Below are 22,614 nucleotides of genomic sequence, written 5' to 3'. Positions count from 1 at the left end.
TCCCCGTTCTTACGGGGAGAGCGTTGGGGTGAGGGGCACTCTCCGCATAAGCGGTGATAGCTGTGTTTGCGGAAACTCCCCCTCACCCGGAACGCATCTAGCGATGCGTTCCGACCTCTCCCCGCACGCGGGGCGAGGTGAGCGGAGTTGGCCGCTCGATTCAAAGTAACCTCTCTAGCGCGCGTGCTGACCCTTGCTGGTCGGCAACGGGCAATTGGTGCAGACCCGGTCGTCGCACATCCGGCAGATCGTGAAGCGATCCATCTCGGATGTGTCCTGCCTTGCCAGCAGCTCGCGGATCAGCGTTGCGAGCTGCTTCCGCTCAGCGACCGACAGCACGTCGAGCAGCGACGTCACGGCTGAAATCCGCGACGCCAGCAGTTCATTCCGGGACGCAGCGCCCGATGCCGTCAGGTGCAAGGCGACTTCGCGGCCGTCCTTGCCCGCCCGGCGTTCGACAAGCCGATCCGAAACCAGCCGATCGACCAGGCGGACCGTTCCGGAGTGCGACAGGCCAAGAATCCGCCTCAGCTTGTCGTTGGTCATGCCCTGGCCATAGCCGATGACGATCAGCGCCGCGGGCGTTTCGCCGCCGCGGCCGACGACCTCGCGCGCGCCTTGCTCGATCCGATCCATGACAGCGAGCGACAGCGCGCCCAGCAGATTAGCGATTCCGTTTTCCATGCCGGGAACAATATGTGCGCTGCGCACAAAAAACAACTTGACCAGATATGTGCGCTACGCACATATTTGCCCGGGAGCGCAACGACGACACAAATGGAGAGCAGCGATGACGACCCGAAGCACCGCACTGGCAACGCGTGACGCCGCCGGCAGCGAACCCGCCCTGAAATACGTGCAGGCCAACGGCGTGCGATTTGCCTATCTCGAACAGGGCAGCGGACCGCTCGTCATGTTCATGCACGGCTTTCCCGACAATGCCTGGTCGTACCGAAAGCAGCTGCAGGTGTTCGCGGATGCCGGCTATCGCGCGGTCGCGCCGTTCCTGCGCGGCTATGCGCCGACGGAGATTCCGGCCGACGGCATTTTCGATCCGATCGCGCTGGGCCAGGATCTCGAAGCGTTGATCGCGGCGCTGAGCGACGACGGACAGGCCTACGTCGTCGGCATGGATTGGGGCGGTACGTCAACCTTCCAGGCGCTGGCCACGGCGCCGTCGGCGATCAAGGCCGCGGTGGTCATGAACACCGCGCACCCGATCACAATCCCAAGCCTCCGGAGCGACCCCGATGCCGTTCGATCGGTTTTCCATGTCTATTTCTTCACGGTGCCTGGCGCTCACTCGGCGGTCAACATCGAGGGACTTCCCTTCGTCGACTACCTTTGGAAGCTGTGGTCGCCAACCCTGCAGAACGACGAGCATCTCCGCTCGGTCAAGGAGACGCTCAGCTCTCCCGGCACCATGAAGGCGGCGCTGAAATACTACAATGGCCTGGTCGATGCGGGAGTTGCGGGCCGCCTACCGATCAACGACATGCATACACCGACGCTGACAATCTATGGCGGCAACGATCCGACGGCGCGGTATTCGATCAAGGAAGAGCCGCTCTTCAAGGGACCACATCGGCGCATCGTCCTGCCCGATGTCGGCCACTTCCCGCACCTCGAGCGTGAGGCCGAGGTCACAGGTCTGATCATGGACTGGTTCACAACGCACGCCGCCGACTGAACGGACGTCACCACTTGCGGCCGCGTCAGCCACACCATCCTTCGAATTCTCTGACCAGGAGTGCGCGCAATGGACGCCACGACACAGCAGCACTACGCCGAAGCGTTTCACCGACTTCACAAGCAGGGCGATCCGCTCGTCCTGTTCAACGCCTGGGACGTCGCCACCGCCAAGGCGATCGCGAAGGCCTCGACGGCGGTGGCGACCAGCAGCGGCGCGGTCGCATCCGCGCTCGGCTACGCCGACGGCGAAAATGCCCCGCTCGACATCGTGGAAGGCTTGGTCTCGCGGATGACCGCGTCGGTGACGGTTCCGGTGTCGATCGATCTGGAGGCGGGTTATGGCGACACGCCGGATGCCGCCGCGCATTCGGCGGCAAGGATCCTGAAGGCCGGCGCGATCGGCATCAATATCGAGGACGGGCTTGTTGGCGGAAAGCGGCAGCTCGCCACTCCGGAGCAGCATGCCGCGAAGATCAGGGCGGTGCGGGACGCCGCGCAGAGACTCGGCGTTCACCTCTTCATCAATGCGCGAACCGATCCGTTTCTGCTGAAGTTCGGCTCGCCCGAGCAATGTCTGGATGAGGCGGCGCGACGTGCGAAGGTCTATGCCGATGCCGGCGCTGATGGAATTTTTGTACCGGGGCTCACCGACCTCGTACTGATCGCGAGGTTCGTTCAGCTCACGCCGCTGCCCGTCAACATCATGGTGACGCAAGGCGTGCCCGAAATCGGCGAGCTCGCCCGCGCCGGTGTTCGCAGGGTGAGCCTTGGGCCGTGGCCGATGATGGCGGCAATGCGTGTCATCGGACAGGCGGCCGCCGCGGTCGCCACGAGCAAGCAATACGGCGCGTTTCTACAGCCCGGCAGCTGAGCACGTGAGCGCACGCGATGTCACGGTCCGGCCGGACCGTTCAGCCCGTGCCGGCCGGACTACCAGGTTCATGAACGAGTCACTCGATCACTTCGTCTGCGCCGCTGACGACTGAAGCAGAGAACTCGTGGCCAAGCAGTTTGGCGGTCTTCAGGTTGATGACGAATTCGACCTTGGTGACCAGTTGGACCGGAAGATCGGCAGGCTTCTCACCCTTCAGAACCCGGCCGGCATAGACGCCCGCGCGTCGATGCGACTGCACGAAATCTCCGCCATAGCTCATCAAGCCTCCGGCTGTCGGGAAATCCCGGGTCTGCGTGATTGCGGGAACACGATACTTCAGTGCGAGATCGGCCAATCGCCGGCTGCGAAATGCAAAATAGGGATCGGAGGTGAAAACAAGCGCGTTTGTCGAATCTCTCTCTACGGAAGCAAATACGGCTTCAAACTCCTCTTCCTTGCTTGCCCTCGATATCTGCAGATGGACCCCCAAAGTTTCGGCAGCGGCCTGAAGCTTCTGCAGTTGCGAGCTGGCCGTTGGACTTGTCGGGTTGGTCACGACCCCCAACGTTTTCGCCGCCGGCAGAAGTTCGTGCATCAACTCGAGCCGCTTCGGCGACACGTCGACGCTCAGGCTCGAGATTCCCGTGATGTTGCCTCCCGGCCGCGACAAGCTGTCCACCACACCCAGCTGAACGGGGTCGCCGCCCATCTCGAAAACGATCGTCTTGGTGACGCCGGCAGCTTTGGCGGCAAGCGCGACGGGGGCGCCGCCGGGCGCAACCACCACATCGACGTCGCGCGCGATCAATTCGCCGGCCAGTGCAGGTAACCGGGCATATTGCCCATTGGCCCATCGATATTCGATCGCAACGTCGCGGCCCTCGACAAAGCCGGCTTCACGAAGTCCCTGGTGGAAAGCCTTCAGCCGGCTGCCAAACAACTCCGGCGATTCCGGACAAAGATAGCCGATCACAGGCATCGACGGCTTCTGCGCCCGCGAGGATGTGGTCCAGGCCGCGGCGGCGGCCATCAACAACAGGACCTCACGCCGGCTGCCGCGTCCGTGGGATGCTGCTGCACGAGAATGAGCGCAACTCATGCTCTATCGACCCGCTGGCGTTCGCCGTCGGCGGAAGTATATCCCACGATCCGAAACCAGTCGCCAATGGACTGCACCGAACCGCTCCGGCCGGCATCGGCCAACACACATCAAAAAGATATTCCGAACACCGGAATGGCGTCATCGAAGCCCTTGATTTGGCGACTCCCGATATCCTCCAGGGAGCGCTTGCCTCTGACGCTTGCGGCGGTCCCTGCGTCCATCAGGATTTCCCGATCTGCGGCAGATGCGCACAGGCGGGCGGCGAGATTCACGACACTGCCGATCGCCGTGTAATCGAGCCGGTCTTCGTAGCCGATCCGCCCAACCGTCGCCGATCCACTGGCAAGCCCTATTCCAAAGCCAACCTGGTAGCCCCGCGACCGCCAGCCGCCGATCAAGCCCTGCACGCGCTTCTGCATTTCGGTCGCGAGGTCGACGGCTCTCAGCGCCGGCTCCTCGACCGGCACGGGTGCGTTCACCAGCACCATCAGCCCGTCTCCCGAGAAGCTGATGAGCGTTGCTTCGAACCGCGCAATGACCCTGCCCAGAACCTCATAATATTCGGACAGCACGCTCATGACCTCCTCGGGAGCGACGCCTGCGGAAAACGCGGTGAATCCGCGCAAGTCACAGAACACAACGACGACATCGGTGCGGCGGCCATCAAGCACGCTGTCATCGCCGGCACGATCGACGAGATCGGCGACTTGAGGCGCGAGAAACCGCTTGAGCTTCGCGATCCGCTCCTGGTGCTGCTGCGCCAGCGCGAGCTCGCCCGCCATCCTGTTGAAGCTGCTTGCCAGACGCTGAAATTCGTCCCCGGTCTGGATCGAAATGCGGTGCTCGAACGATCCGGCGCCGATCCGCTCCGTCCCCTCCTCGAGCAGCCTGATCGGCTCGGTCATCCGGTGCGCGAATGCATAAGCGAGCAGCCCTGCAAATACGGTGCTGCCTGCGAGAAGCACTGTGGTCCGTCGCAACGCGGCATAGATCGGGGCGTAAGCCTCGGAGAGCGGCTGCGCCACCACGACGGTCCAATCGGGACCCGCCACCGGAGCCGCGCGGGCGGCAACCGGACGTCCCTGTCCGTCGCGGCCCGTTGCAAAGCCCGCTCCCGGGCCGATCGAGTCGCGTATGGTGCGAAACGGCTGGGAGGTTGTTTCTTCCAGCCCGCGGAGGACGAGGCTGATGTCGGGGTGGGCGATGAGACGGCCCGGCCGGTCCAGCACGAAGGCGAGGCCCGTCTCTCCCACCTTGATCGCCGATACGACATCCCAGATCAGCTTGAGATTGACTTCGGCGATGACAGCGCCGACCGCGGATCGGTTACCCACGAGCGCAATGGTCAAATACGGCTCTGAGCCTCTGTTGTAGCTGACATCGCTGAACCAAACCTGGCGTGCGTGGGCGCCGACCAGCGCAGGTTCAGCCGATCGGTCGATACGACTTTCAATTCGATTGAGGCCGACCCGTGAGACGTAGAGACGCTCCAACCCATTGTTGTCGATGAGTGTCAGGCTGACGACGGCCGGCGCTTGACGAAACAGACGCAACGCATCGGTTCGGCGTCCCTCATCGACCTCGTCGGTCCAGGGAAGCTGGACCAGCCAGCCGAGCTGGCTTGCAATGTCGGAGATGAAGTTATGAATTTCAGCGGCCGCGGAAGCCGCCTGAACACCGAGCAACTGGTCCAGCCTTGCGCGCTGATCGCGGTAACCGAACCAGGCTTCGATCGACCCGTTGATCACGAGCGGAAGCGCGACGGCCAGGAACAGCGCGAGAAAATACTTTGGGAAGAGGCCGCGAAACCGATCTCGGACAATCATGCCCTGATCCCTGAAAATGCGACGGATATATCGATATGCGAAATAAAGCCTTGAAAATGAAGCCCGGCGCGGCCGCCAACCGGCATCTTCTAGCATAGAGCATCGTCTTAGGCCGTAATGGGGCTGTTGCTCGACCCGACCAAAAGACGCAGCCGGCTCCGGCCGCCATTTCGCTTGCGTCGGCCCTGCAAAACCTTGGGCCCTATAAAATTCCGGCATAGCTGGGCGAGCCAGATGCGAAGAGAATAAACCCCTGACCTGGCTTAAAGCCAGCGGTGTGAGGACGCGCCCATGCGCGTCCCTTGTATTGACGCGTTTTTCTTCGCGAACCGGTACCCGGTTCGTTCGAAAACGCCACCGCCGAGGCCATGATGGACCAGATTGCCGTTCACCAGGACAGCGCGACCAGCCGGGACTGGCCGGTTGCGATCTACCGCACGCTGAAGAGCTTTGGCGTAGCACAGGTGTCCTACGTTCCCGATGCGGGACATTCCAAGCTGATCAAGCTGTCGCACGCCGATGCCGACATCAAGACCACGGTGCTGACGACAGAGGAAGAGGGCGTGGCGCTTTCGGCCGGCGCCTGGCTCGGCGGCGATCGCGCGGTGCTGTTGATGCAATCGAGCGGCGTCGGCAATTGCGTCAACATGCTGTCGCTGATGGCGAGCTGCCGTTTCCCGCTGCTCACCTTGGTGACGATGCGCGGCGAATGGGCCGAGTTCAATCCCTGGCAGATCCCGATGGGCCGGGCGACGCCGCAGGCGTTCGAGATCATGGGCACCACCGTGCTGCGGCTGGAGAACCCCGATGATGCCGAGGAGGTGATCTCGGCCGCCGCCTCGCTCGCCTATGACGGCGACCAGCAGGTCGCGGTGCTGATCTCGCAGCGGATGATCGGCCGCAAGAAGTGGACCAGGGAGACGCACTGATGTCGGCATCAACAGGCACTCTCGATCGCCGCGCCGCCGTGAAGGCGCTGCTCGCCGACCGCGGCGATCTGCTCGTGATCTCCGGGCTCGGCTCCTCCTCCTACGACGCGTTCGACGCCGGCGAGCATCCCGGCAATTTCTATCTGTGGGGCGCGATGGGCGGCGCCGCGATGGTCGGGCTCGGCCTCGCGCTGGCGCAGCCGAAGCGCCCGGTACTGGTCGTCACCGGCGACGGCGAGCAGCTAATGGGGATCGGCAGCCTGCTGACGATCGCGACCAAGCAGCCCGGCAATCTCTCGATCGCGGTGCTCGACAACGGCCATTTCGGCGAGACGGGCATGCAGCCGAGTCACTCCGGCCTCGGCGCCAGGCTCGAGGTGATCGCTGATGGCGCGGGCATCGGCAATGTCTGTGAGATCGCCGACATGGCCGGTATTGAGAAATTCCGCAACAGCCTGCGCGATCTCGGCGGCGGCCCGCGGCTGGCGCGCATTCGCATCGCCGCCGGCGAAGTCGAGCGCGCGCTGCCGCCGCGCGACGGCACCTACCTGAAGAACCGCTTCCGCGGCCATCTCGGCTTCAAGGTGAGCTGAGAGCAGAATGCGTGCGACCCAGTCATTGCGAGCGAAGCGAAGCAATCCATCGCGCAGCATTCGCGGACGGATGGATTGCTTCGTCGCTATCGCTCCTCGCAATGACGGAACTCAGGCGAGCTGGATATCCCAGAGCCCCTCGGCGCGCAGCGCGGCGACCTCATCGCGTAACAGCTTCGCGATCAGCGTCATCGCGTTGGAGCCGGGATGCTCGACCGGCGAGGCCAGGGTCAGCTCGCGCCGCGGCGCCGGCCGCGCGATGGCGGCGGTCTCGAGCCGACCCTCCGCCACCTCGGCGCGTACCGAGGACGGCGGCAGCAGGGTATATCCGAGCCCCTCCTCGACCAGGCTGGTCAGCACGCGGAACGAATCTGCCTCGAGCTTGACGTCGAGATCGATCTTCTTCTTCGCCGCGGCATGTTCGAGCAGCGCACGGAGGCCGTGCGAATGACTTGGCAGCACCAGGCGCTGGCGCATCAGCCAGCCGAAGTCGACTTGCTTCTTCGGCTTCAGCCCGCTGCCGCGCGGGCCGACCGCGACGATGCTGTCGCGGCCGAGGCTCTGCACCGCCAGATGCAGATCGACCGACGGGCCGTAAATCACGGCAAGGTCCATCTCGCCGCGATGCAGCCACTCGATCAGATGGCCGCTGTAGCTCTCGACGATGCAGAGGGAGATGCCGGGATAGCGCTCCACCGTGCGCCGCGCCAGCCGCGCCGACAGCACGCAACTCACCGTCGGCACCAGCCCGAGCACGACGCGCCCGGACGGTGCACCGCCAGCGGACTGGATGTCGTCGCGGATCTGGTCGATCTGCCGCACGATACCGCTGGTGCGCGCCAGCAGCAGCCGGCCGGCATCGGTCAGCACCATGCCGCGACCGTTGCGCGTGAACAATTCGGTGCGCAGCTCGTGTTCCAGCAGCTTGATCTGCCGGCTCAGCGCCGGCTGCGCGACCCGCAAGGTATCGGATGCCTTGCTCAGGCTCCCGAGTTCCGCGACGCAAGCAAAGGTCCTAAGCTGGCGGAAATCCATGCTTGCCAATCCTGGAAGGCAGGTTCATACGCTATAACAAAACAGCATAGGGAGTTTACCGGGGCCCCACAACAGCGGGCGTTTTCTTCACGCGAACCGATTTCCGCTTCGCTCGAACACGCTCTGGCGCAACCTCTCGGCAAGACGAAACAATGACCGCACACGATCAACACATCGACGACCATTCCGACATCCGCGACGCGGTGGCAAAACTCTGCGCGCAGTTTCCAGGCGAATACTGGCGCAAGCTCGATCGCCAGATGGCCTATCCGAAGGAATTCGTCGATGCGCTGACGGAGGCCGGCTATCTCTCGGTGCTGATCCCCGAGGAATATGGCGGCGCCGGCCTGAAGCTGTCGGCGGCGGCGGCGATCCTGGAAGAGATCCAGCGCGCCGGCTGCAATGGTGGCGGCTGCCACGCTCAGATGTACACGATGGGCACCGTGCTGCGGCACGGCAATGACGCGCAAAAGGCCAAGTATCTGCCGAAGGTCGCGACCGGCGAATTGCGGCTGCAGGCGTTCGGCGTCACCGAGCCGACCAGCGGCACCGATACCTCGTCGCTGAAAACCTTCGCGCGCCGCGAGGGCGACCATTACGTCGTCAACGGCCAGAAGATCTGGACCAGCCGCGCCGAATATTCCGACCTGATGGTCCTGCTGGCGCGCACCACGCCGAAGGAGCAGTCGAAGAAGCGCACCGACGGTCTCTCGGTGTTTATCGTCGATATGCGCGAGGTGAAGGGCAAGGGGCTGGAGATCCGCCCGATCCGCACCATGATGAACCACGCCACGACCGAAGTGTTCTTCACCGACATGAAGGTGCCGGCGGAGAATCTGATCGGCGAGGAAGGCAAGGGTTTTCGCTACATCCTCTCCGGCATGAATGCCGAGCGCATCCTGATCGCCGCCGAGTGCGTCGGCGACGCGAAGTGGTTCATCGCCAAGGCCACCAACTACGCCAAGGAGCGCAGCGTGTTCGGGCGGCCGATCGGCCAGAACCAGGGAATCCAGTTCCCGGTCGCCAAGGCCTATGCCTCGATGCGCGCCGCCGAATTGATGGTGAAGGAAGCCACCCGCAAATATGAAGCCGGCCTCGACTGCGGCGCCGAGGCCAACATGGCCAAGATGCTGGCGGCCGATGCCTCCTGGGAAGCGGCCAATGCCTGCGTGCAGACCCATGGCGGCTTCGGCTTCGCCGAGGAATACGACGTCGAGCGCAAGTTCCGCGAGACCCGGCTCTATCAGGTGGCGCCGATCTCGACCAACCTGATCCTGTCCTACGTCGCCGAGCATGTGCTCGGCATGCCCCGCTCCTACTGAGTTGCTTGATCATGCTGCCGCTTGAGGGATTGACCGTCATCGCCGTCGAACAGGCGGTTGCCGCGCCGTTCTGCTCGTCACGCCTCGCCGACGCCGGCGCCCATGTCATCAAGATCGAGCGACCCGAGGGCGATTTCGCCCGCGGCTACGACGCCGCGGCGAAGGGCCAGAGCAGCTACTTCGTCTGGCTGAACCGCGGCAAGGATTCCGCCGTGGTCGACCTTGCCACCAAGCATGGCCGCGCGCAGCTCGAGGAGCTCATTGCGGGCGCCGACGTGCTGCTGCAGAACCTCAAGCCCGGCTCGATGGACAAGCTCGGCTTCGCGCGCGAGCGGCTGCGCAAGGATTACCCGAAGCTGATCATGTGCACGATCACGGGTTATGGCGACACCGGTCCCTATGCCGACCGCAAGGCCTATGACCTGTTGATCCAGGCCGAAAGCGGCCTTGCCTCGATCACCGGCGGCCCGGAAGGCGCCTCGCGCGTCGGCATGTCGATCGTCGATGTCGCAACCGGCGCCACCGCGCATGCCGCGATCCTCGAGGCGCTGATCGGCCGCGGTCGCACCGGAGACGGTGCCGACATCCGGATCTCGATGTTCGACGTGATGGCCGACTGGCTCACCGTGCCGCTGCTCAATGCCGAGGACGGCAAGTCGCCGAAGCGGATCGGCCTCGCCCATCCCTCGATCGCGCCCTACGGCGTGTTCCGCTCGAAGGACGGCAAGGAGATCCTGATCTCGATCCAGAGCGAGCGCGAGTGGAAGACGCTGTGCGCCAAGGTGCTGGACCAGCCCGGCCTGCCCGACGATCCGCGCTTTGCCAACATGGTCGAGCGCGTGCGCAACCGGGTGCTGACCGACGGAATCGTCAGCGACAGCTTCGGCAAATTGACGCGCGAGGAATTGCTGGCGAAGCTCGCCGAGGCCGACATTGCCTTTGCCGAGGTCAACAGCATGGACGACCTCGCGAAACATCCGCATCTGCGCCGCATCGAGGTCGACACGCCGAACGGCAAGGTCAGCTATCCGGCGCCGGCCGCGATCGTGGTCGGCGAGGACAGGCACTACGGCAAGGTGCCCGCGATCGGCGAGCGCAGCAGACGTTCCTGAAATCCCTCCTGCCCGGGCAACACAATCATGAGCGACAAACTCGACCTCGATCATCTCCGCCAATGGATCGGCAAGACCACGGAGGCCTCCGACCTCGTCACCAAATATCTCGTGATGGGGCTGCGCGCGACGCTGTTCCAGGAGATCGGCGAGCCGAAGGCCGGTGACGCCGCGCCGTGGACCACGCATTGGTGCCTGGCGCAGCCGGTGTTTCCGATGTCGCAGCTCGGCCCCGACGGCCACCCGACCCGCGGCGGCTTCCTGCCGCCGGTGCCGCTGCCGCGGCGGATGTGGGCCGGCGGCGAGCTCGAATTCTTCGACAGCTTGCGCATCGGCGATGAGGCCAAACGCAGCTCGAAGATCGTCGACGTCACGGTCAAATCGGGCTCGACCGGCACGCTGTGCTTCGTCTCGGTCAATCACGAGGTGACGACCTCGCGCGGGCTTGCGGTGCGCGAGCGGCAGGACATCGTCTATCGCGAGATGACGAGCACACAAGGCGCAGCGCCCGCCAAGGCGCCGCCGCCTCCCCCGGTCGCGCAGCATCGCGAAAGCCACGTCTCCGACCCGGTGCTCTTGTTCCGCTACTCGGCGCTGACTTTCAACGGCCATCGCATTCATTACGACCGCGACTACGTCACCAAGGTCGAGGGCTATCCTGGCCTGATCTTCCACGGCCCGCTGCAGGCTTCCTTCATCGTCGAGTTCGCCGCCAAGCTGCGCGGCGGCAAGCCGCCGAAGAAGCTCGCCTATCGCGGCGTGCAGCCGCTGTTCGAGGGCAGCGAGTTCTCGATCAATGCCAGCGACAAGGACGGCGGCTTGGAGCTGTGGACCGCGAATGCCGAAGGCCAGCCGACCATGAAGGGCACGGCGACCTGGTAACGCGCGAGCACGACGCCTGTCATAATGCGAGGGAATAAAGAGGCGCTTTCATCAGCGCCTCGTATTCCTTATTGTGATCGCGTTCAATCCTGGGTCGCAGATCATGAGTCGCTTCTGGAGTTCGGTCGTCCACAATCTGTCGCCATACGTGCCCGGCGAGCAGCCGAAGATCGACGGCCTCATCAAGCTCAATACCAACGAAAACCCCTACCCGCCGTCGCCGCGCGCGGTGGCGGCGATCACAGCGAACACGGATCGCCTGCGGCTCTATCCTGATCCGCGCGCAACCGCGCTGCGCGAGGCGATCGCGAGGCGTTACGGCGTCACGGCGGACGAGGTGTTCGTCGGCAACGGCTCGGACGAGGTGCTGGCCCACGCTTTCCCGGCGCTGCTGAAACACGACACGCCGCTGCTGTTTCCCGACATCACCTACAGCTTCTACCCGGTCTATTGCCGCCTCTATGGCGTCAGCTACGAGACGGTGCCGCTCGACGCCGCGATGCGCGTGCAGCTTGCCGACTACCGGCGGCCCGGCAGCGCAATCCTGCTGTGCAACCCCAACGCACCGACCGGCACCGCGCTGCCGCGCGCCGCGATCGAGGCGCTGCTCGCCGAGCATCCCGACCGGCTCGTGGTGGTCGACGAGGCCTATGTCGACTTCGGCGCCGAGAGCGCCGTGCCGCTGGTCGCGCGCCGCGACAATCTGCTCGTCATCCAGACGCTCTCCAAATCGCGCGCGCTGGCCGGCTTGCGCGTCGGCTTCGCCATCGGCCAACGCCCGCTGATCGAGGCGCTGGAGTGCGTCAAGGACAGCTTCAACTCCTATCCGCTGGACTGCTTCGCGATCGCCGGCGCGGTCGCCGCCATCGAGGACGAGGCGTGGTTCGAGGAGACGCGGCAACGCATCATCAGGAGCAGAGAGGCGCTGGTCCGCAGCCTCATTGAGCTGGGGTTCGAGGTGCTGCCGTCGCAGGCGAATTTCGTGTTCGCCCGCCATCCCAGCCATCGCGGCGCCGATCTCGCCGCGAGGTTGCGCGAGCGCGGCGTGCTGGTGCGGCATTTTCAGAAGCCGCGGATCGAGGACTTTTTGCGCATCACGGTCGGCACGGACGATGAGTGCGGCCGCCTGATCGGTCTGCTGCGCGGCATGGCCTGATAGCCGTTCACCAACAACGCAACTTGCGATCGACGGCGCCACCCTGCATAGTGACCGCGCGTTGGGATGCACGGTTCTCCGGGAAGGAGCGGTCATGCGATTTGCGATCGGCGACGCAACCGTCGACGTCATCGTCGACGACGACGATTTCGGCCTTCCGCTCGCCGAATTCCTGCCCGGATACGATCGCGGCTTGATCGAAGCGCATCGTGCCACGCTGGAGCCGGTGTTCATCGACCTCGCCCGCGGGCTCGCGAAACACGCGATCCAGAGTTTTGTGGTGCGAACCGGCGGCCGAACGCTGCTGATCGACGCTTGCATCGGCGAGCAGAAGGACATCCCCGAGATTCCGGCCTGGCATCGGCGGCGCGGCAGCGGCTTCCTTGATCGGCTGCGCGCGAGCGGCATCGACCCGGCCGGCATCGACGTCGTATTCTGCACCCATCTGCATGTCGATCACGTCGGCTGGAATACGCACCAGGACAACGGCCGCTGGCAGCCGACCTTTCCTAACGCGCAGTATCTGTTCGGCCGCCGCGAGCTTGCCGACTGGATGACACAGCATGATGCCGGGCGTGCCCCGCCGATCCACGCCCGCGCCCTGGAGCAGAGCGTCATCCCGATCGTCGAGGCAGGCCGTGTCGATCTGGTCGACGATGGCCATCAGTTGGGACCGGGCCTGCGGCTGGTCCCGCTGCCGGGCCACACCAGCGGCCAGATGGGGCTGATGGTAGACTACGCACAACATCGCGCGATCTTTTGCGGCGATGCCGTGCACAATCCGGTGCAGATCTTCCAGCCCGATCTGTCGACATCATCCTGTGCCAACCCGCAGCTCGCGCGCGAGACGAGGACGAAGATCCTGGAAGAGGCTGCGGACAGCGGCCGCCTCGTCATACCCGCCCACTTCCGCGGCCCGCGCTGTGCTCATGTTCGTCGGGACGGTGGTGGCTACGCACCGGTGCTCGACGCGCGGCATGGGTAAGATGCAACACCCGGAGCCACAGCTCACCGGGTGAAAGCCGGGTGTATCATCCGGCCCCTTGGAACCGAAACCCGGCTTGCGCGTTCCCCGCCCTGACGGAGGACGCCATGCTTAGAGATGAACAGGTCGCGGTTCTCTGCGACATCGCCCAATCCATCGCCTTCGCCGACGACGTGCAAGGCGAAGTCGACCGGCTCATCAGGGAGGGATACGTCGCCAAGGACGGCGACCTCTACGAGCTGACGCCGAAGGCCGAGAAGGTTTTGTCCGAGCGCGGCGCCTGCCTCAAGGCGTAACGCCGCTCGCGGCAGCTCCCTAGGCGGCAGGCGTGCACCGCATCGCTGATATCTTGATGCCGAGCCCTGCGCTCTCCTCGCGGAACTGCGCGATCGACCGCGCATTGCGGTGCGCCTCGAACGCGGCGTCATCCTGATAGACCTCGTAGATCAAGAGCTTGGCGGCATCCTCGCGCGGCACCAGGATCTCAAAATTCAGTGTGCCCGGTTCATCCCTGAGCGACCGGGCGCCATGCGCTGACAGCAGCGACAGCGCGTGATCGCGCTTCTCCGGCGCCACCTCGACGGTGGCGATCAGTGCAAGTTTCGACATGACGAATCCGCCTTCGGTTCTTTTGCACGTTCAGATCAGCTGCGGAGCGGCCGAAACGCGTCGCGAATTTCCCTGCTGAAGATGTCGGGCTGCTCCCATGCGGCGAAGTGGCCGCCGGCTTCAGCCTGATGGAAGTAGATCAGCTTGTGATAGGCCTTCTCCGCCCAGCTCCGCGGCGCCACGAAGCTCTCGCCGGGAAATGCGGTCACCGCGGCGGGGATCGCGACATTGGCAGGCAGATAAAGGTTGGTCTTGTTTTCCCAGTACAGGCGGCCCGAAGAGATCGCCGTGTTGGTCAGCCAGTAGAGCGTGATGTTGTCGAGCACGTCGTCGCGGGTCAGTGCGCCGGCGGAATGCCCGTTGACCTCGCGCCCGAGCACAGCTGATTGCATCGCGGAGGCCGGCTGGGCATAGCCGTCGCCGTGATCGAGCAGCCAGGCGGCGAGGCCGGCCGGCGAATCCGCAAAGGCCGCAAGCGTCTGCGGGCGCGTGCCCATGATCTGCGCGTAGGCCCGCCGTTTCGCGAATTGAAGCTTGATCTGGTCGAAGGCGTGCTGCTCCTCCGCCGACATATTGTCCGGCGCAGGGCCGCCGGTGATGACCGCCTTGAAGACCTCGGGCGGAACGACACCGGGCAGATTGACGTGGATGCCGAGCAGCTCCGGCGCACCAAGCTTGGCCATCTCATTGGAGACCGGCGAACCCCAGTCACCGCCCTGCGCCACGAACTTGCTGTAACCGAGCCGTTTCATCAATTGCACCCAGGCCCGTGCGATGCGCTGGGGATCCCAGCCGACCGTGGTCGGCTTGCCGGAGAAGCCGTAGCCCGGCATCGACGGGATCACGAGATGGAACGCGTCCGACGCACTGCCGCCATGCGCGGTGGGATTGGTCAGCGGGTCGATGATCTTCATCTGCTCGATGACCGAACCCGGCCAGCCATGCGTGACGATCAGCGGCAGCGCATTGTCATGTTTCGAGCGGACGTGAATGAAGTGAATGTTCACCCCGTCGATTTCGGTGATGAACTGCGGCAGGGCGTTGAGCCGCGCCTCCACCTTCCGCCAGTCGTAGTCGGTCTGCCAGTAGCGGACGAGATCGCGCAGCATCGCCTGCGGGACGCCCTGGGAGTCGTCATTGACGGTTTCCTTGTCGGACCATCGGGTTGCGGCCAAACGGCGGCGAAGATCGACAAGGTCTTCCTCGGGAATGTCGACGCGGAACGGGCGGATCGCATCGCTGGTGGCCGCTGCGGCGGGATGCGCGGGGAACAGGCTGGCAGCACCGGCAGCAGCCAGGCCCAACGCCGCGCCCGTCAGCAGCCTGCGCCGGTCCTGGTCGATCGCTTCCTGGGTCGATTGGCTTATCGCAATTGCAACGGGCGTCTTCGATGGCGCGCTCATTTGACAGTCTCCTTGGAATGAGAGGCCGCCGGCAACGCCGCGATCACCTCCTTGGTTGTCAGGATGGAATGGGCGTAGGTCGGGCCATTCAGCTCGTGAGCGGCGTGCATCATGTCGTGCGAGAAGGCGGCGGTGGCATCGCGCACCAGCGTCACGTGGTAGCCGAGCTCCATTGCGAAGCGGGCGGTCGATTCGATGCAGGTGTTGGCCAGCAGCCCGACCACGATCACATGCGTGACGCCCTTCTGCTCCAGCAGGAAATCGAGATTGGTGTTGGCGAACCCGCTCTGCCCCCAATGCTCTTGGGCGATCAGGTCGCCAGGCTTGGGCGCAAGGTCCGGATGCCATTCCCCGCCCCATTCGCCGCGCGCAAAGCTATGGCGCTGCATGATCAAGCGTTGAGTCGGATTGGGATGATCCCAATCCTCATAATCGCCCGGCTCCCAGCGACGGTGCGGGACGATCACCACCTGGATGCCGGCGGCCCGGACCGCGCCGTCGAGCTGGCGCAGATTGTCGAGCAGCCCGACCTCGTCGGCGATAGGCTTGATGCGCGGAAAGACCATGCCGCCCTCGGAGAGGAAATCATTGTAAGGATCGACGAGGAGCAGCGCGGTCCGCTCGCGTGGATAGGTGATCTGGGACATCGATCGCTCCTTGGCTATCAGGCGGCCGGTTGGATTTGCTTCGATGACGAGCTCCGTTCACTCGGGCAGCGGCTTGCCGGCCTGTTCGCGGACCATGTACTCGGCGTACCAATCGGGCCAGTTCGCATCGTGGCCGCCGGTTCGCTTCTCGTGCTCGCCATGGGCCATAGCCGCGCGGCGCAGCGCGGCAGCAAGATCAGCCGATGAGGAGAAATTCGTACTGTTGCCGTCGAATCGCCCGGGCAGGCGTTGCGTCACCTGCTGCAGCAGCCAGACGTTTCCGTCGGGATCGTTGAACGTGGCGAGCGACCCGTAACTCGGCCGCTCCGGGTCCGGCCCCTTGATGCGCCCTTCCGCGCCGCGGTGAAACACCTCGCTGACATCGGCGCCACGCGCGATCAGCTCGGCGCGCGCCGCTTCGATATCATTGACGATCAAGAAGCGCGGCAGCGCGGGTCCCGAGCCGAGATGGATCGACGTCGGCGAACCCGGCGGCGTTAGCTGCACGGCGCGCGAGCCGTCGGGCCTGACGAAGTCGGCATCAAGCCGCCAGCCCAGGTCCTGATAGAAGCGCTTGGCGCGATCGACATCCGAGACGGGGATGACGACGACCTCGAGCTTCAAATCGACTTTGGCCGCTGTCGGCCCCGGTTCGGTGGTCATGGCTCACTCCTTGGCGATGACAGATCGGGCCATCGACGGCCCATTGCATTTGCGATGATGTCGGGTCATATTACTATGAAAATCATAGTCTCACGCCTGATGAAGAAAACGTGATGACGAAAATGAAGGACAACACGGCTGACCAAACGCTCTGTCCTGTCGCTCGCGCCGAAACCGTCGTGGGCGACCGCTGGACAGTACTGGTTCTGCGCGAACTGTTCGCGCGCAATCATCGCTTCGAGGAGATTCAGGCGCAGTCCGGCGGCACGCCGCAGATGATCACGGCACGGCTGAAAAAGCTGGAAGCGGACGGCCTGGTGACGCGGCGCGTCTACAACAAACGCCCGTTGCGCCACGAATATCACCTCACCGAGAAGGGCGACGCGTTCTTTCCGGTGCTGATGGCGCTGCGCGCCTGGGGCGAGACCTGGTGCAAGTCACCGCGGGAAGGCCGCGCAATGAACTACACCCATCGCGTCTGCGGCAAGCCGGCCGGGCTCGGTCCGGTCTGCGAGTCCTGCGGCGAGCCGGTTCATCGCGCCGACATGGTGGGCGAGCGAACTCCCAAATACCAAAGAGAGCGAGATGCGCGCTGGGAGGCCTTCAAGGCGACCCGCTGAATTCCCCGACGCCGCCGGCGCAAGCGGACGACGCGAGAGCCTTCGCACCGCCGCAGCGTCTCGATCACACGGGGCCGATCCGGCCGAGCCTCGCACAACACAGGAGACCACCATGCCATTCGTTCGCATCGACCTGAAGCGCGGCAAGTCCGCCGAATATCGCAAGACGCTGGGCGAGATCGTCTACAAGGCGATGCGCGAGGTGATCAACGTGCCCGAGAATGACAAGTTTCAGGTCATCACCGAGCACGACTGTGGCGACCTGAACTACGCCGACAACTATCTCGGCAATACCTACAGCGACGATCTTATCTTCATCCAGATCACCATGAATGCCGGGCGTACCGTCGAGATGAAGAAGGCGTTCTACAAGCGGATCGTGGACGACTATCAGAGCCAGCTGCAGGGACGGCCGGACGATGTTGTCATCAACCTCGTCGAGGTCGCCAAGGAGAACTGGTCGTTCGGTCACGGCATCGCGCAATACGCGAGCTGAACGCAGAACAGGAATGCGCCGGACGGACGGCCGTCAGCCCTGCGGCTTGCCGTCCGCAGCTTGCGGCCGGCGTCGCCAGCACGCATAGTGCCGCCCGTGCACGAACAACAACAAACAGGGAGCAACCATGAGGACGATCGCAGCCGCGCTGTGCGCGCTCACGCTGATCGCAACCGGTGCGCAGGCACAGACGCTCAAGGACTTCATGGCTGTTGTCATGAAGAAATGGACCGCGCCGTTCGAGCCGTTCCAGCTCATCGGCAATATCTACTACGTGGGCACTGACGGGATCGCGGTCTACATCATCAAGACGTCGCAAGGGCTGATCCTGATGGACACGGCGATGCAGCAGTCGACCGGCATGATCAAGGACAACATCGCCAAGCTCGGCTTCAAGGAGGGCCACATCAAGATCATCCTCAACACCCACGCCCATCTCGACCACACCGGCGGCTTTGCCGAGATCAAGAAGGAGACCGGCGCGCAACTGATCGCCGGCGAGCGCGACAAGCCCCTGCTCGAGGGCGGCTATTATCCGGGCGACGAGAACAACGCCGATCTCGCCTTTACGCCGGTGAAGGTCGACCGCACCGTCAAGGAAGGCGACAAGGTGACGCTCGGCGATGTCACGCTGACCGCGCACACCACCCCCGGCCATTCGCCCGGCTGCACCAGCTGGGAGATCACGGTCAAGGATGGCAGCCAGGCGCGCAACGTGCTGTTCTTCTGCAGCGGAACGGTGGCGCTGAACCGGCTGGTCGGCCGTCCGACCTATCCCGGCATCGTCGACGACTACCGCTCGACCTTCACCAAGGTCAAGGCGATGAAGGTCGACGTGCTGCTCGGGCCGCATCCGGAGGTCTACGCCATGCAGGCCAAGCGGGCGCAGATGAAGGACGGCGCGCCGAACCCGTTCGTCAAGCCGGGCGAAAATGCCACCTACGTGGCCGGGCTGGAGCAGGATTTCGACAAGCAGCTCGCCAAGCAGACCGCTGCGCTGCAGAAGGCCAATTAGGTAGTCACCCCGTCATCCTGAGGAGCGCGTAGCGCGTCTCGAAGGATGAACGGCCCCGCCGTGGCCGTCGATCCTTCGAGACGCGCGCAAGCGCGCTCCTCAGGATGACGGGATAGCCGCCTACGCAAATTTGCAGCCGTTGCCGCGGCAACTATGCGCGCAGCGGCTTGACATCGTCAGGCAATCCATCGACAGGTGGATTGCCTTTCCGCTTTTGCCGCCCGCAATGACGGAACGTAACAAGACAGAAATGGGAGCCGCCCGATGTCCTCGCGCAAACCCGCCGCCAGCAAAGTCAAGACTGTCACCGTCAAGGATGCCACCTTCGGCCTGCTTCGCGCATGGGGCATCAAGAAGGTGTTCGGCAATCCCGGCTCGACCGAGCTGCCGTTCCTGAGCGACTGGCCCGACGACATCGACTACGTGCTCGGCCTGCAGGAGGCATCCGTCGTCGGCATGGCCGACGGCTACGCGCTGGCGACGCGCAATGCCGGTTTCGTCAATCTGCATTCGGCGGCCGGCGTCGGCAACGCGCTCGGCAACATCTACAACGCCTATCGCAACCAGACCCCGCTGGTGATCACCGCGGGCCAGCAGGCACGCTCGATCATGCCGCTGCAGGCCTTCCTCTATGCCGAGCGGGCCTCCGAATTCCCACGGCCTTACGTGAAATTCGCGGTCGAGCCGGCGCGCGCCGAGGACGTGCCTGCCGCGATCGCGCGCGCCTATTATGTCGCGATGCAGCCGCCCTGCGGGCCGACCTTCGTCTCGGTGCCGATCGACGACTGGGCGCATGCGACGCAGCCGCTCGACGCGCGCCAGGTCAGCCGCGAGATCGGCCCCGACCTGTCGGCGATGCAGGCATTGGCGGCCGCGCTCGGCGAGGCCAAGCGCCCTGCCCTCGTCGTCGGCCCGGCCGTCGATCGGGCCGAGGCAGTCGATCTCATGGTGAAGGTCGCCGAGAAATCAAAAGCCGCGGTCTGGGCCAGCCCGTTCTCGGCGCGCTGCTCGTTCCCCGAACGGCATCCGCAGTTCGCCGGCTTCCTGCACGCCGCTCCGGGCCAGCTCTCCGATGCGCTGCGCGAGCACGATCTCGTCGTCGTGGTCGGCGCGCCGGTCTTCACCTTCCATGTCGAGGGCCATGCCGCGATCTTCGACGGTTCGACCACGATCTTCCAGATCACCGACGATCCGGACGCCGCCGCGATGACGCCGACCGGCCACAGCATCGTCGCGACCATGAAGCCCGCGCTGACGGCGCTGCTCGACATGCTGCCCGAGACCAGGCGCACCGCGCCGGCCGGCCGCATCCTGCCGCCGGCTCCCGCCGCCGGCGACCCGATCCCCGCCGAATACGCGCTGCATGCGCTCTCGGCCGCGATGGGGCCGTACGATGCGCTGGTCGAGGAAATACCGTCGCATCGCCCGCTGATGCAGAAGGCGATGCCGATGCACGGCCAGGACAGCTTTTACACCATGGCGAGCGGCGGCCTCGGCTACAGCCTGCCGGCAGCGGTCGGCATGGCGCTCGGTCGACGTCAGGGACGCACGGTTTGCCTGATCGGCGACGGCTCGGCGATGTATTCGATCCAGGCGCTGTGGACATCGGCGCAGCGCAAGCTGCCGCTGACGGTCGTCGTGCTGAACAATTCCGGCTACGGCGCGATGCGCTCGTTCAGCCAGGTGATGCAGGTGCGCAACGTGCCGGGCCTCGATCTGCCCGGCATCGATTTCGTCAAGCTCGCCGAAGGCCTGGGCTGCGACGCCGTGCGGGTGACGAAATCAGCCGAGCTCGCCGGCGCCTACCAGCGCGCGCTGTCGCATCAAGGCACCAGCCTGATCGAGGTGATGGTCGATTCCGCGGTGCCGCTGCTCTACACGCAGAAGAGCTGAGCGGCAATCTCGCCACGTCATTGCGAGCGAAGCGAAGCAATCCATCTTTCGGCAAGTGGAGATATGGATTGCTTCGTCGCTGCCGCTCCTCGCAATGACGGCTGGACATATATTCGCAACCTTATTACGAGGGCATTGGATCGCCGAGCATGGGCGCCGCTGACGGCGTCGGCACCTCGCAGCCGGAGGCGCAGCAGCGTCCGGGCTGCTTCGACACCCGTTGTCCCTGGTCGACGAGGTCGCGGCCGAGCAAATTCTCGACCAGCTCGGCCTTCTCCATCACGGGATAGTTGCGCCAGATCTCGCGCTTCATCGCCTCCGGCGAGCCGCCGCCGTGCAACGAGATCACTGAATACCAGCCGGCTTCGTGCGAGACGGTGAGGTCCTCGATCAGCCGCGCCACCTCGGCGCGCTGCTCGGCCGGGATATCGGGACGTCCGCCCATGACAGCGGCAAGCGAGGCGCGCGTTTCCGGATTGTGATCCTCGTCGGGACCCGGCAGCGCGACGATCAGCCCGCCGGAGACGTAATGCGCGACGCGGTGCATGTCGTAGATCTTGGTCGCCAGCAGCAGCTTGCCGATGTTGGAGAACACCGCATCCGGCATCACCGAGCCCGCCGGATCCTTCGTGCAGTAGACCGAGGAGGCGACGCCGCAGGCATAGAAACTCTCGGTGATGGTGATCAGCTCGACCATCGCCTCGCGGATATGCGCATGCTTCTCGGCATCGAGCCCGTTGGCCTCGATCATCAGCGCGCCGGCGCCGATCAGGAGATCGCCGAAGCCGGCGCGGGCGCCGATGCAGGAATGCCGGTGATGCGTCGCGTAGGAGGTGGTGAGGAAGCCGCCCTCCTCGGTCTCGCCGGCGAGGAACACGCGGTCATGCGGCACGAACACGTCGTCGAACATCACGACGCCGACCGACTGACCGTACTTCGCCGAGAATTTCGCCGCGGCATCGCCGGGCCGGCCGGCCGGACGCGCGACGATGGTGACGCCGGGCGCATCGACCGGCACGGCACAGCAGACGGCAAAATCCTTGTCGACAGGCACATGGGTGCGGCACGGCATGACAAGGAATTCGTGCATGTAAGGCGCGCCGGTCACGATCGCCTTGGTGCCGCGGATCACGATGCCGTCGGGCCGGCGCTCCTTGATATGGACGTAGACGTCCGCATTGGCCTGCAGGCCGGGACGCTTGGAGCGGTCGCCCTTCGCATCGGTCATGGCGATGCCGAGCGTCAGATCCTGGTCCTGAACCTCGTGCAGATAGTTGAGGAAGCGCTGGCTGTAATCGGTGCCGTGGCGATCGTCGGTCAGCCTGGTCGCCTGAAAGAGACCGTTCAGCGCATCATGGGTCAGGTAGCGCTGCGCGCAGCCCGACGTCCTGCACACCAGCCGCACCGCCTCGAGCTTGTCGAGCAGGTCCTGCGAGCTCCGATCGATGTGGAGCATGCGGTTGACGGTCTTGCCCGAGGTACCCTGCCGCGCCGTCATGATCGGCACATGCTCGGGCTGTAGCGCGAAATCATAGGTCACGCCGACGCCTGCCACGCCGGGCGCCAGCAACGGCTCGTCCGCGACGCTCGCAACGGCCGCGCCGTTGATGAACACACGCGGTTTGTAGCGGCGCAGGGATTCCCGGTAGTCCGCAGCCGTCATCAGCATGGCGCTTCTCCCTTGCTCATTTATTCTAACACCGTTAAATTATCTAACGCTGTTAGAATTGAGTCAAGAACGGATTTGCCGGGCCATGCAG

23 protein-coding genes are annotated in these 22,614 nt (G+C 64.6%); 14 read left to right on the top strand and 9 right to left on the bottom strand.

The features are described from left to right. Positions 1-174 precede the first annotated feature (174 nt). Positions 175-684 (bottom strand): MarR family winged helix-turn-helix transcriptional regulator, encoded by a 510-nt coding sequence (locus ACVMIH_RS35420; protein WP_057019292.1) that lies wholly within the window; start codon positions 682-684, stop codon positions 175-177. 106 nt (positions 685-790) lie between these two features. On the opposite strand from ACVMIH_RS35420, the gene ACVMIH_RS35415 reads away from it, so the two are divergent. Both ACVMIH_RS35415 and ACVMIH_RS35410 read left to right on the top strand, forming a co-directional pair. After that, complete coding sequence (locus ACVMIH_RS35415) at positions 791-1,690, top strand: alpha/beta fold hydrolase (protein WP_168858531.1); 900 nt, start codon at positions 791-793, stop codon at positions 1,688-1,690. A 69-nt stretch (positions 1,691-1,759) separates the two neighbouring features. Then, positions 1,760-2,563: an isocitrate lyase/PEP mutase family protein gene (locus ACVMIH_RS35410; RefSeq protein ID WP_456864899.1), complete on the top strand. Its 804-nt coding sequence runs from the start codon at positions 1,760-1,762 to the stop codon at positions 2,561-2,563. Between the two features lie 79 nt (positions 2,564-2,642). On the opposite strand, the gene ACVMIH_RS35405 is transcribed toward ACVMIH_RS35410, so the two are convergent. Continuing rightward, positions 2,643-3,596 carry an ABC transporter substrate-binding protein gene (locus ACVMIH_RS35405; protein ID WP_057019326.1) on the bottom strand — a complete coding sequence of 318 codons (954 nt, stop codon included), beginning with the start codon at positions 3,594-3,596 and terminating at the stop codon, positions 2,643-2,645. Positions 3,597-3,775: 179 nt separating this feature from the next. Continuing rightward, on the bottom strand, positions 3,776-5,494 hold the full coding sequence (locus ACVMIH_RS35400) for an adenylate/guanylate cyclase domain-containing protein (RefSeq protein ID WP_456864897.1): 1,719 nt from the start codon (positions 5,492-5,494) through the stop codon (positions 3,776-3,778). Between the two features lie 368 nt (positions 5,495-5,862). Here ACVMIH_RS35400 and ACVMIH_RS35395 point away from each other — a divergent pair, with 368 nt between their 5' ends. After that, entirely contained in the window at positions 5,863-6,423 is a 561-nt protein-coding gene (locus ACVMIH_RS35395; RefSeq protein ID WP_156436427.1) for a thiamine pyrophosphate-binding protein, read from the top strand. Beyond that, on the top strand, positions 6,423-7,016 hold the full coding sequence (locus ACVMIH_RS35390; protein WP_253625688.1) for a thiamine pyrophosphate-dependent enzyme: 594 nt from the start codon (positions 6,423-6,425) through the stop codon (positions 7,014-7,016). The genes ACVMIH_RS35395 and ACVMIH_RS35390 overlap by 1 nt, the downstream gene beginning before the upstream one ends. A 111-nt stretch (positions 7,017-7,127) precedes the next feature. Here ACVMIH_RS35390 and ACVMIH_RS35385 read toward each other — a convergent pair whose 3' ends face one another. Then, a complete protein-coding gene (locus tag ACVMIH_RS35385; RefSeq protein WP_028334965.1) occupies positions 7,128-8,051 on the bottom strand; it encodes a LysR substrate-binding domain-containing protein in 924 nt (307 codons plus the stop codon). Between the two features lie 152 nt (positions 8,052-8,203). Between ACVMIH_RS35385 and ACVMIH_RS35380 the strand changes: the two genes are divergently transcribed. The 6 genes from ACVMIH_RS35380 to ACVMIH_RS35355 all read left to right on the top strand — a co-directional run bounded on the left by ACVMIH_RS35380 (position 8,204) and on the right by ACVMIH_RS35355 (position 13,804). Beyond that, positions 8,204-9,373: an acyl-CoA dehydrogenase family protein gene (locus ACVMIH_RS35380; protein WP_050386889.1), complete on the top strand. Its 1,170-nt coding sequence runs from the start codon at positions 8,204-8,206 to the stop codon at positions 9,371-9,373. Positions 9,374-9,384: 11 nt separating this feature from the next. After that, positions 9,385-10,485, top strand: coding sequence for a CaiB/BaiF CoA transferase family protein (locus tag ACVMIH_RS35375; protein WP_456864895.1), 1,101 nt, complete (start codon positions 9,385-9,387; stop codon positions 10,483-10,485). A gap of 27 nt (positions 10,486-10,512) precedes the next feature. Continuing rightward, positions 10,513-11,367, top strand: coding sequence for an FAS1-like dehydratase domain-containing protein (locus tag ACVMIH_RS35370; protein WP_456864893.1), 855 nt, complete (start codon positions 10,513-10,515; stop codon positions 11,365-11,367). 103 nt (positions 11,368-11,470) lie between these two features. After that, complete coding sequence (gene hisC, locus ACVMIH_RS35365) at positions 11,471-12,523, top strand: histidinol-phosphate transaminase (protein WP_456864891.1); 1,053 nt, start codon at positions 11,471-11,473, stop codon at positions 12,521-12,523. A 94-nt stretch (positions 12,524-12,617) separates the two neighbouring features. Continuing rightward, positions 12,618-13,508: an MBL fold metallo-hydrolase gene (locus ACVMIH_RS35360; protein ID WP_456864889.1), complete on the top strand. Its 891-nt coding sequence runs from the start codon at positions 12,618-12,620 to the stop codon at positions 13,506-13,508. A 107-nt stretch (positions 13,509-13,615) separates the two neighbouring features. After that, positions 13,616-13,804, top strand: coding sequence for a Rossmann-fold NAD(P)-binding domain-containing protein (locus tag ACVMIH_RS35355; protein WP_038386258.1), 189 nt, complete (start codon positions 13,616-13,618; stop codon positions 13,802-13,804). Positions 13,805-13,823: 19 nt separating this feature from the next. On the opposite strand, the gene ACVMIH_RS35350 is transcribed toward ACVMIH_RS35355, so the two are convergent. Genes ACVMIH_RS35350 through ACVMIH_RS35335 form a run of 4 tightly spaced genes read right to left on the bottom strand, consistent with a single transcriptional unit; the run spans position 13,824 to position 16,830 of the window. Then, on the bottom strand, positions 13,824-14,117 hold the full coding sequence (locus ACVMIH_RS35350; RefSeq protein WP_456864887.1) for a putative quinol monooxygenase: 294 nt from the start codon (positions 14,115-14,117) through the stop codon (positions 13,824-13,826). A gap of 35 nt (positions 14,118-14,152) precedes the next feature. After that, entirely contained in the window at positions 14,153-15,520 is a 1,368-nt protein-coding gene (locus tag ACVMIH_RS35345; RefSeq protein WP_057019282.1) for an epoxide hydrolase family protein, read from the bottom strand. Further along, complete coding sequence (locus tag ACVMIH_RS35340; RefSeq protein ID WP_168858541.1) at positions 15,517-16,167, bottom strand: isochorismatase family cysteine hydrolase; 651 nt, start codon at positions 16,165-16,167, stop codon at positions 15,517-15,519. The genes ACVMIH_RS35345 and ACVMIH_RS35340 overlap by 4 nt, the downstream gene beginning before the upstream one ends. A 57-nt stretch (positions 16,168-16,224) precedes the next feature. Beyond that, the gene (locus tag ACVMIH_RS35335; protein WP_076830743.1) at positions 16,225-16,830 is read right to left on the bottom strand and encodes a VOC family protein; all 606 of its coding nucleotides are present in this window, start codon (positions 16,828-16,830) and stop codon (positions 16,225-16,227) included. A gap of 122 nt (positions 16,831-16,952) precedes the next feature. Between ACVMIH_RS35335 and ACVMIH_RS35330 the strand changes: the two genes are divergently transcribed. From ACVMIH_RS35330 to mdlC, 4 genes are all read left to right on the top strand, one after another. Beyond that, complete coding sequence (locus ACVMIH_RS35330; protein WP_156436432.1) at positions 16,953-17,450, top strand: winged helix-turn-helix transcriptional regulator; 498 nt, start codon at positions 16,953-16,955, stop codon at positions 17,448-17,450. Positions 17,451-17,562: 112 nt separating this feature from the next. Next, on the top strand, positions 17,563-17,946 hold the full coding sequence (locus tag ACVMIH_RS35325) for a tautomerase family protein (RefSeq protein ID WP_456864885.1): 384 nt from the start codon (positions 17,563-17,565) through the stop codon (positions 17,944-17,946). A gap of 127 nt (positions 17,947-18,073) precedes the next feature. Continuing rightward, a complete protein-coding gene (blaBJP, locus tag ACVMIH_RS35320; RefSeq protein WP_456864883.1) occupies positions 18,074-18,961 on the top strand; it encodes a BJP family subclass B3 metallo-beta-lactamase in 888 nt (295 codons plus the stop codon). Positions 18,962-19,225: 264 nt separating this feature from the next. After that, complete coding sequence (gene mdlC / locus ACVMIH_RS35315; RefSeq protein ID WP_456864881.1) at positions 19,226-20,854, top strand: benzoylformate decarboxylase; 1,629 nt, start codon at positions 19,226-19,228, stop codon at positions 20,852-20,854. 124 nt (positions 20,855-20,978) lie between these two features. Here the strand turns inward: mdlC and ACVMIH_RS35310 are convergent, their stop codons facing one another. Beyond that, positions 20,979-22,523 (bottom strand): 4-hydroxyphenylacetate 3-hydroxylase family protein, encoded by a 1,545-nt coding sequence (locus ACVMIH_RS35310; RefSeq protein ID WP_057019275.1) that lies wholly within the window; start codon positions 22,521-22,523, stop codon positions 20,979-20,981. Positions 22,524-22,614 lie beyond the last annotated feature (91 nt).

The organism is Bradyrhizobium sp. USDA 4503, from assembly GCF_054055815.1.
The sequence above is the reverse complement of the archived record's forward strand: the minus strand, read 5'-3'. Positions and strand labels throughout refer to the sequence as shown.

What these genes read in the sequence shown, in the direction of transcription:
- ACVMIH_RS35420 (WP_057019292.1), bottom strand. Translation starts at nt 684, where the DNA reads ATGGAAAACGGAATCGCTAATCTGCTGGGCGCGCTGTCGCTCGCTGTC.
- ACVMIH_RS35415 (WP_168858531.1), top strand. Translation starts at nt 791, where the DNA reads ATGACGACCCGAAGCACCGCACTGGCAACGCGTGACGCCGCCGGCAGC.
- ACVMIH_RS35410 (WP_456864899.1), top strand. Translation starts at nt 1,760, where the DNA reads ATGGACGCCACGACACAGCAGCACTACGCCGAAGCGTTTCACCGACTT.
- ACVMIH_RS35405 (WP_057019326.1), bottom strand. Translation starts at nt 3,596, where the DNA reads ATGGCCGCCGCCGCGGCCTGGACCACATCCTCGCGGGCGCAGAAGCCG.
- ACVMIH_RS35400 (WP_456864897.1), bottom strand. Translation starts at nt 5,494, where the DNA reads ATGATTGTCCGAGATCGGTTTCGCGGCCTCTTCCCAAAGTATTTTCTC.
- ACVMIH_RS35395 (WP_156436427.1), top strand. Translation starts at nt 5,863, where the DNA reads ATGATGGACCAGATTGCCGTTCACCAGGACAGCGCGACCAGCCGGGAC.
- ACVMIH_RS35390 (WP_253625688.1), top strand. Translation starts at nt 6,423, where the DNA reads ATGTCGGCATCAACAGGCACTCTCGATCGCCGCGCCGCCGTGAAGGCG.
- ACVMIH_RS35385 (WP_028334965.1), bottom strand. Translation starts at nt 8,051, where the DNA reads ATGGATTTCCGCCAGCTTAGGACCTTTGCTTGCGTCGCGGAACTCGGG.
- ACVMIH_RS35380 (WP_050386889.1), top strand. Translation starts at nt 8,204, where the DNA reads ATGACCGCACACGATCAACACATCGACGACCATTCCGACATCCGCGAC.
- ACVMIH_RS35375 (WP_456864895.1), top strand. Translation starts at nt 9,385, where the DNA reads ATGCTGCCGCTTGAGGGATTGACCGTCATCGCCGTCGAACAGGCGGTT.
- ACVMIH_RS35370 (WP_456864893.1), top strand. Translation starts at nt 10,513, where the DNA reads ATGAGCGACAAACTCGACCTCGATCATCTCCGCCAATGGATCGGCAAG.
- hisC (WP_456864891.1), top strand. Translation starts at nt 11,471, where the DNA reads ATGAGTCGCTTCTGGAGTTCGGTCGTCCACAATCTGTCGCCATACGTG.
- ACVMIH_RS35360 (WP_456864889.1), top strand. Translation starts at nt 12,618, where the DNA reads ATGCGATTTGCGATCGGCGACGCAACCGTCGACGTCATCGTCGACGAC.
- ACVMIH_RS35355 (WP_038386258.1), top strand. Translation starts at nt 13,616, where the DNA reads ATGCTTAGAGATGAACAGGTCGCGGTTCTCTGCGACATCGCCCAATCC.
- ACVMIH_RS35350 (WP_456864887.1), bottom strand. Translation starts at nt 14,117, where the DNA reads ATGTCGAAACTTGCACTGATCGCCACCGTCGAGGTGGCGCCGGAGAAG.
- ACVMIH_RS35345 (WP_057019282.1), bottom strand. Translation starts at nt 15,520, where the DNA reads ATGAGCGCGCCATCGAAGACGCCCGTTGCAATTGCGATAAGCCAATCG.
- ACVMIH_RS35340 (WP_168858541.1), bottom strand. Translation starts at nt 16,167, where the DNA reads ATGTCCCAGATCACCTATCCACGCGAGCGGACCGCGCTGCTCCTCGTC.
- ACVMIH_RS35335 (WP_076830743.1), bottom strand. Translation starts at nt 16,830, where the DNA reads ATGACCACCGAACCGGGGCCGACAGCGGCCAAAGTCGATTTGAAGCTC.
- ACVMIH_RS35330 (WP_156436432.1), top strand. Translation starts at nt 16,953, where the DNA reads ATGAAGGACAACACGGCTGACCAAACGCTCTGTCCTGTCGCTCGCGCC.
- ACVMIH_RS35325 (WP_456864885.1), top strand. Translation starts at nt 17,563, where the DNA reads ATGCCATTCGTTCGCATCGACCTGAAGCGCGGCAAGTCCGCCGAATAT.
- blaBJP (WP_456864883.1), top strand. Translation starts at nt 18,074, where the DNA reads ATGAGGACGATCGCAGCCGCGCTGTGCGCGCTCACGCTGATCGCAACC.
- mdlC (WP_456864881.1), top strand. Translation starts at nt 19,226, where the DNA reads ATGTCCTCGCGCAAACCCGCCGCCAGCAAAGTCAAGACTGTCACCGTC.
- ACVMIH_RS35310 (WP_057019275.1), bottom strand. Translation starts at nt 22,523, where the DNA reads ATGCTGATGACGGCTGCGGACTACCGGGAATCCCTGCGCCGCTACAAA.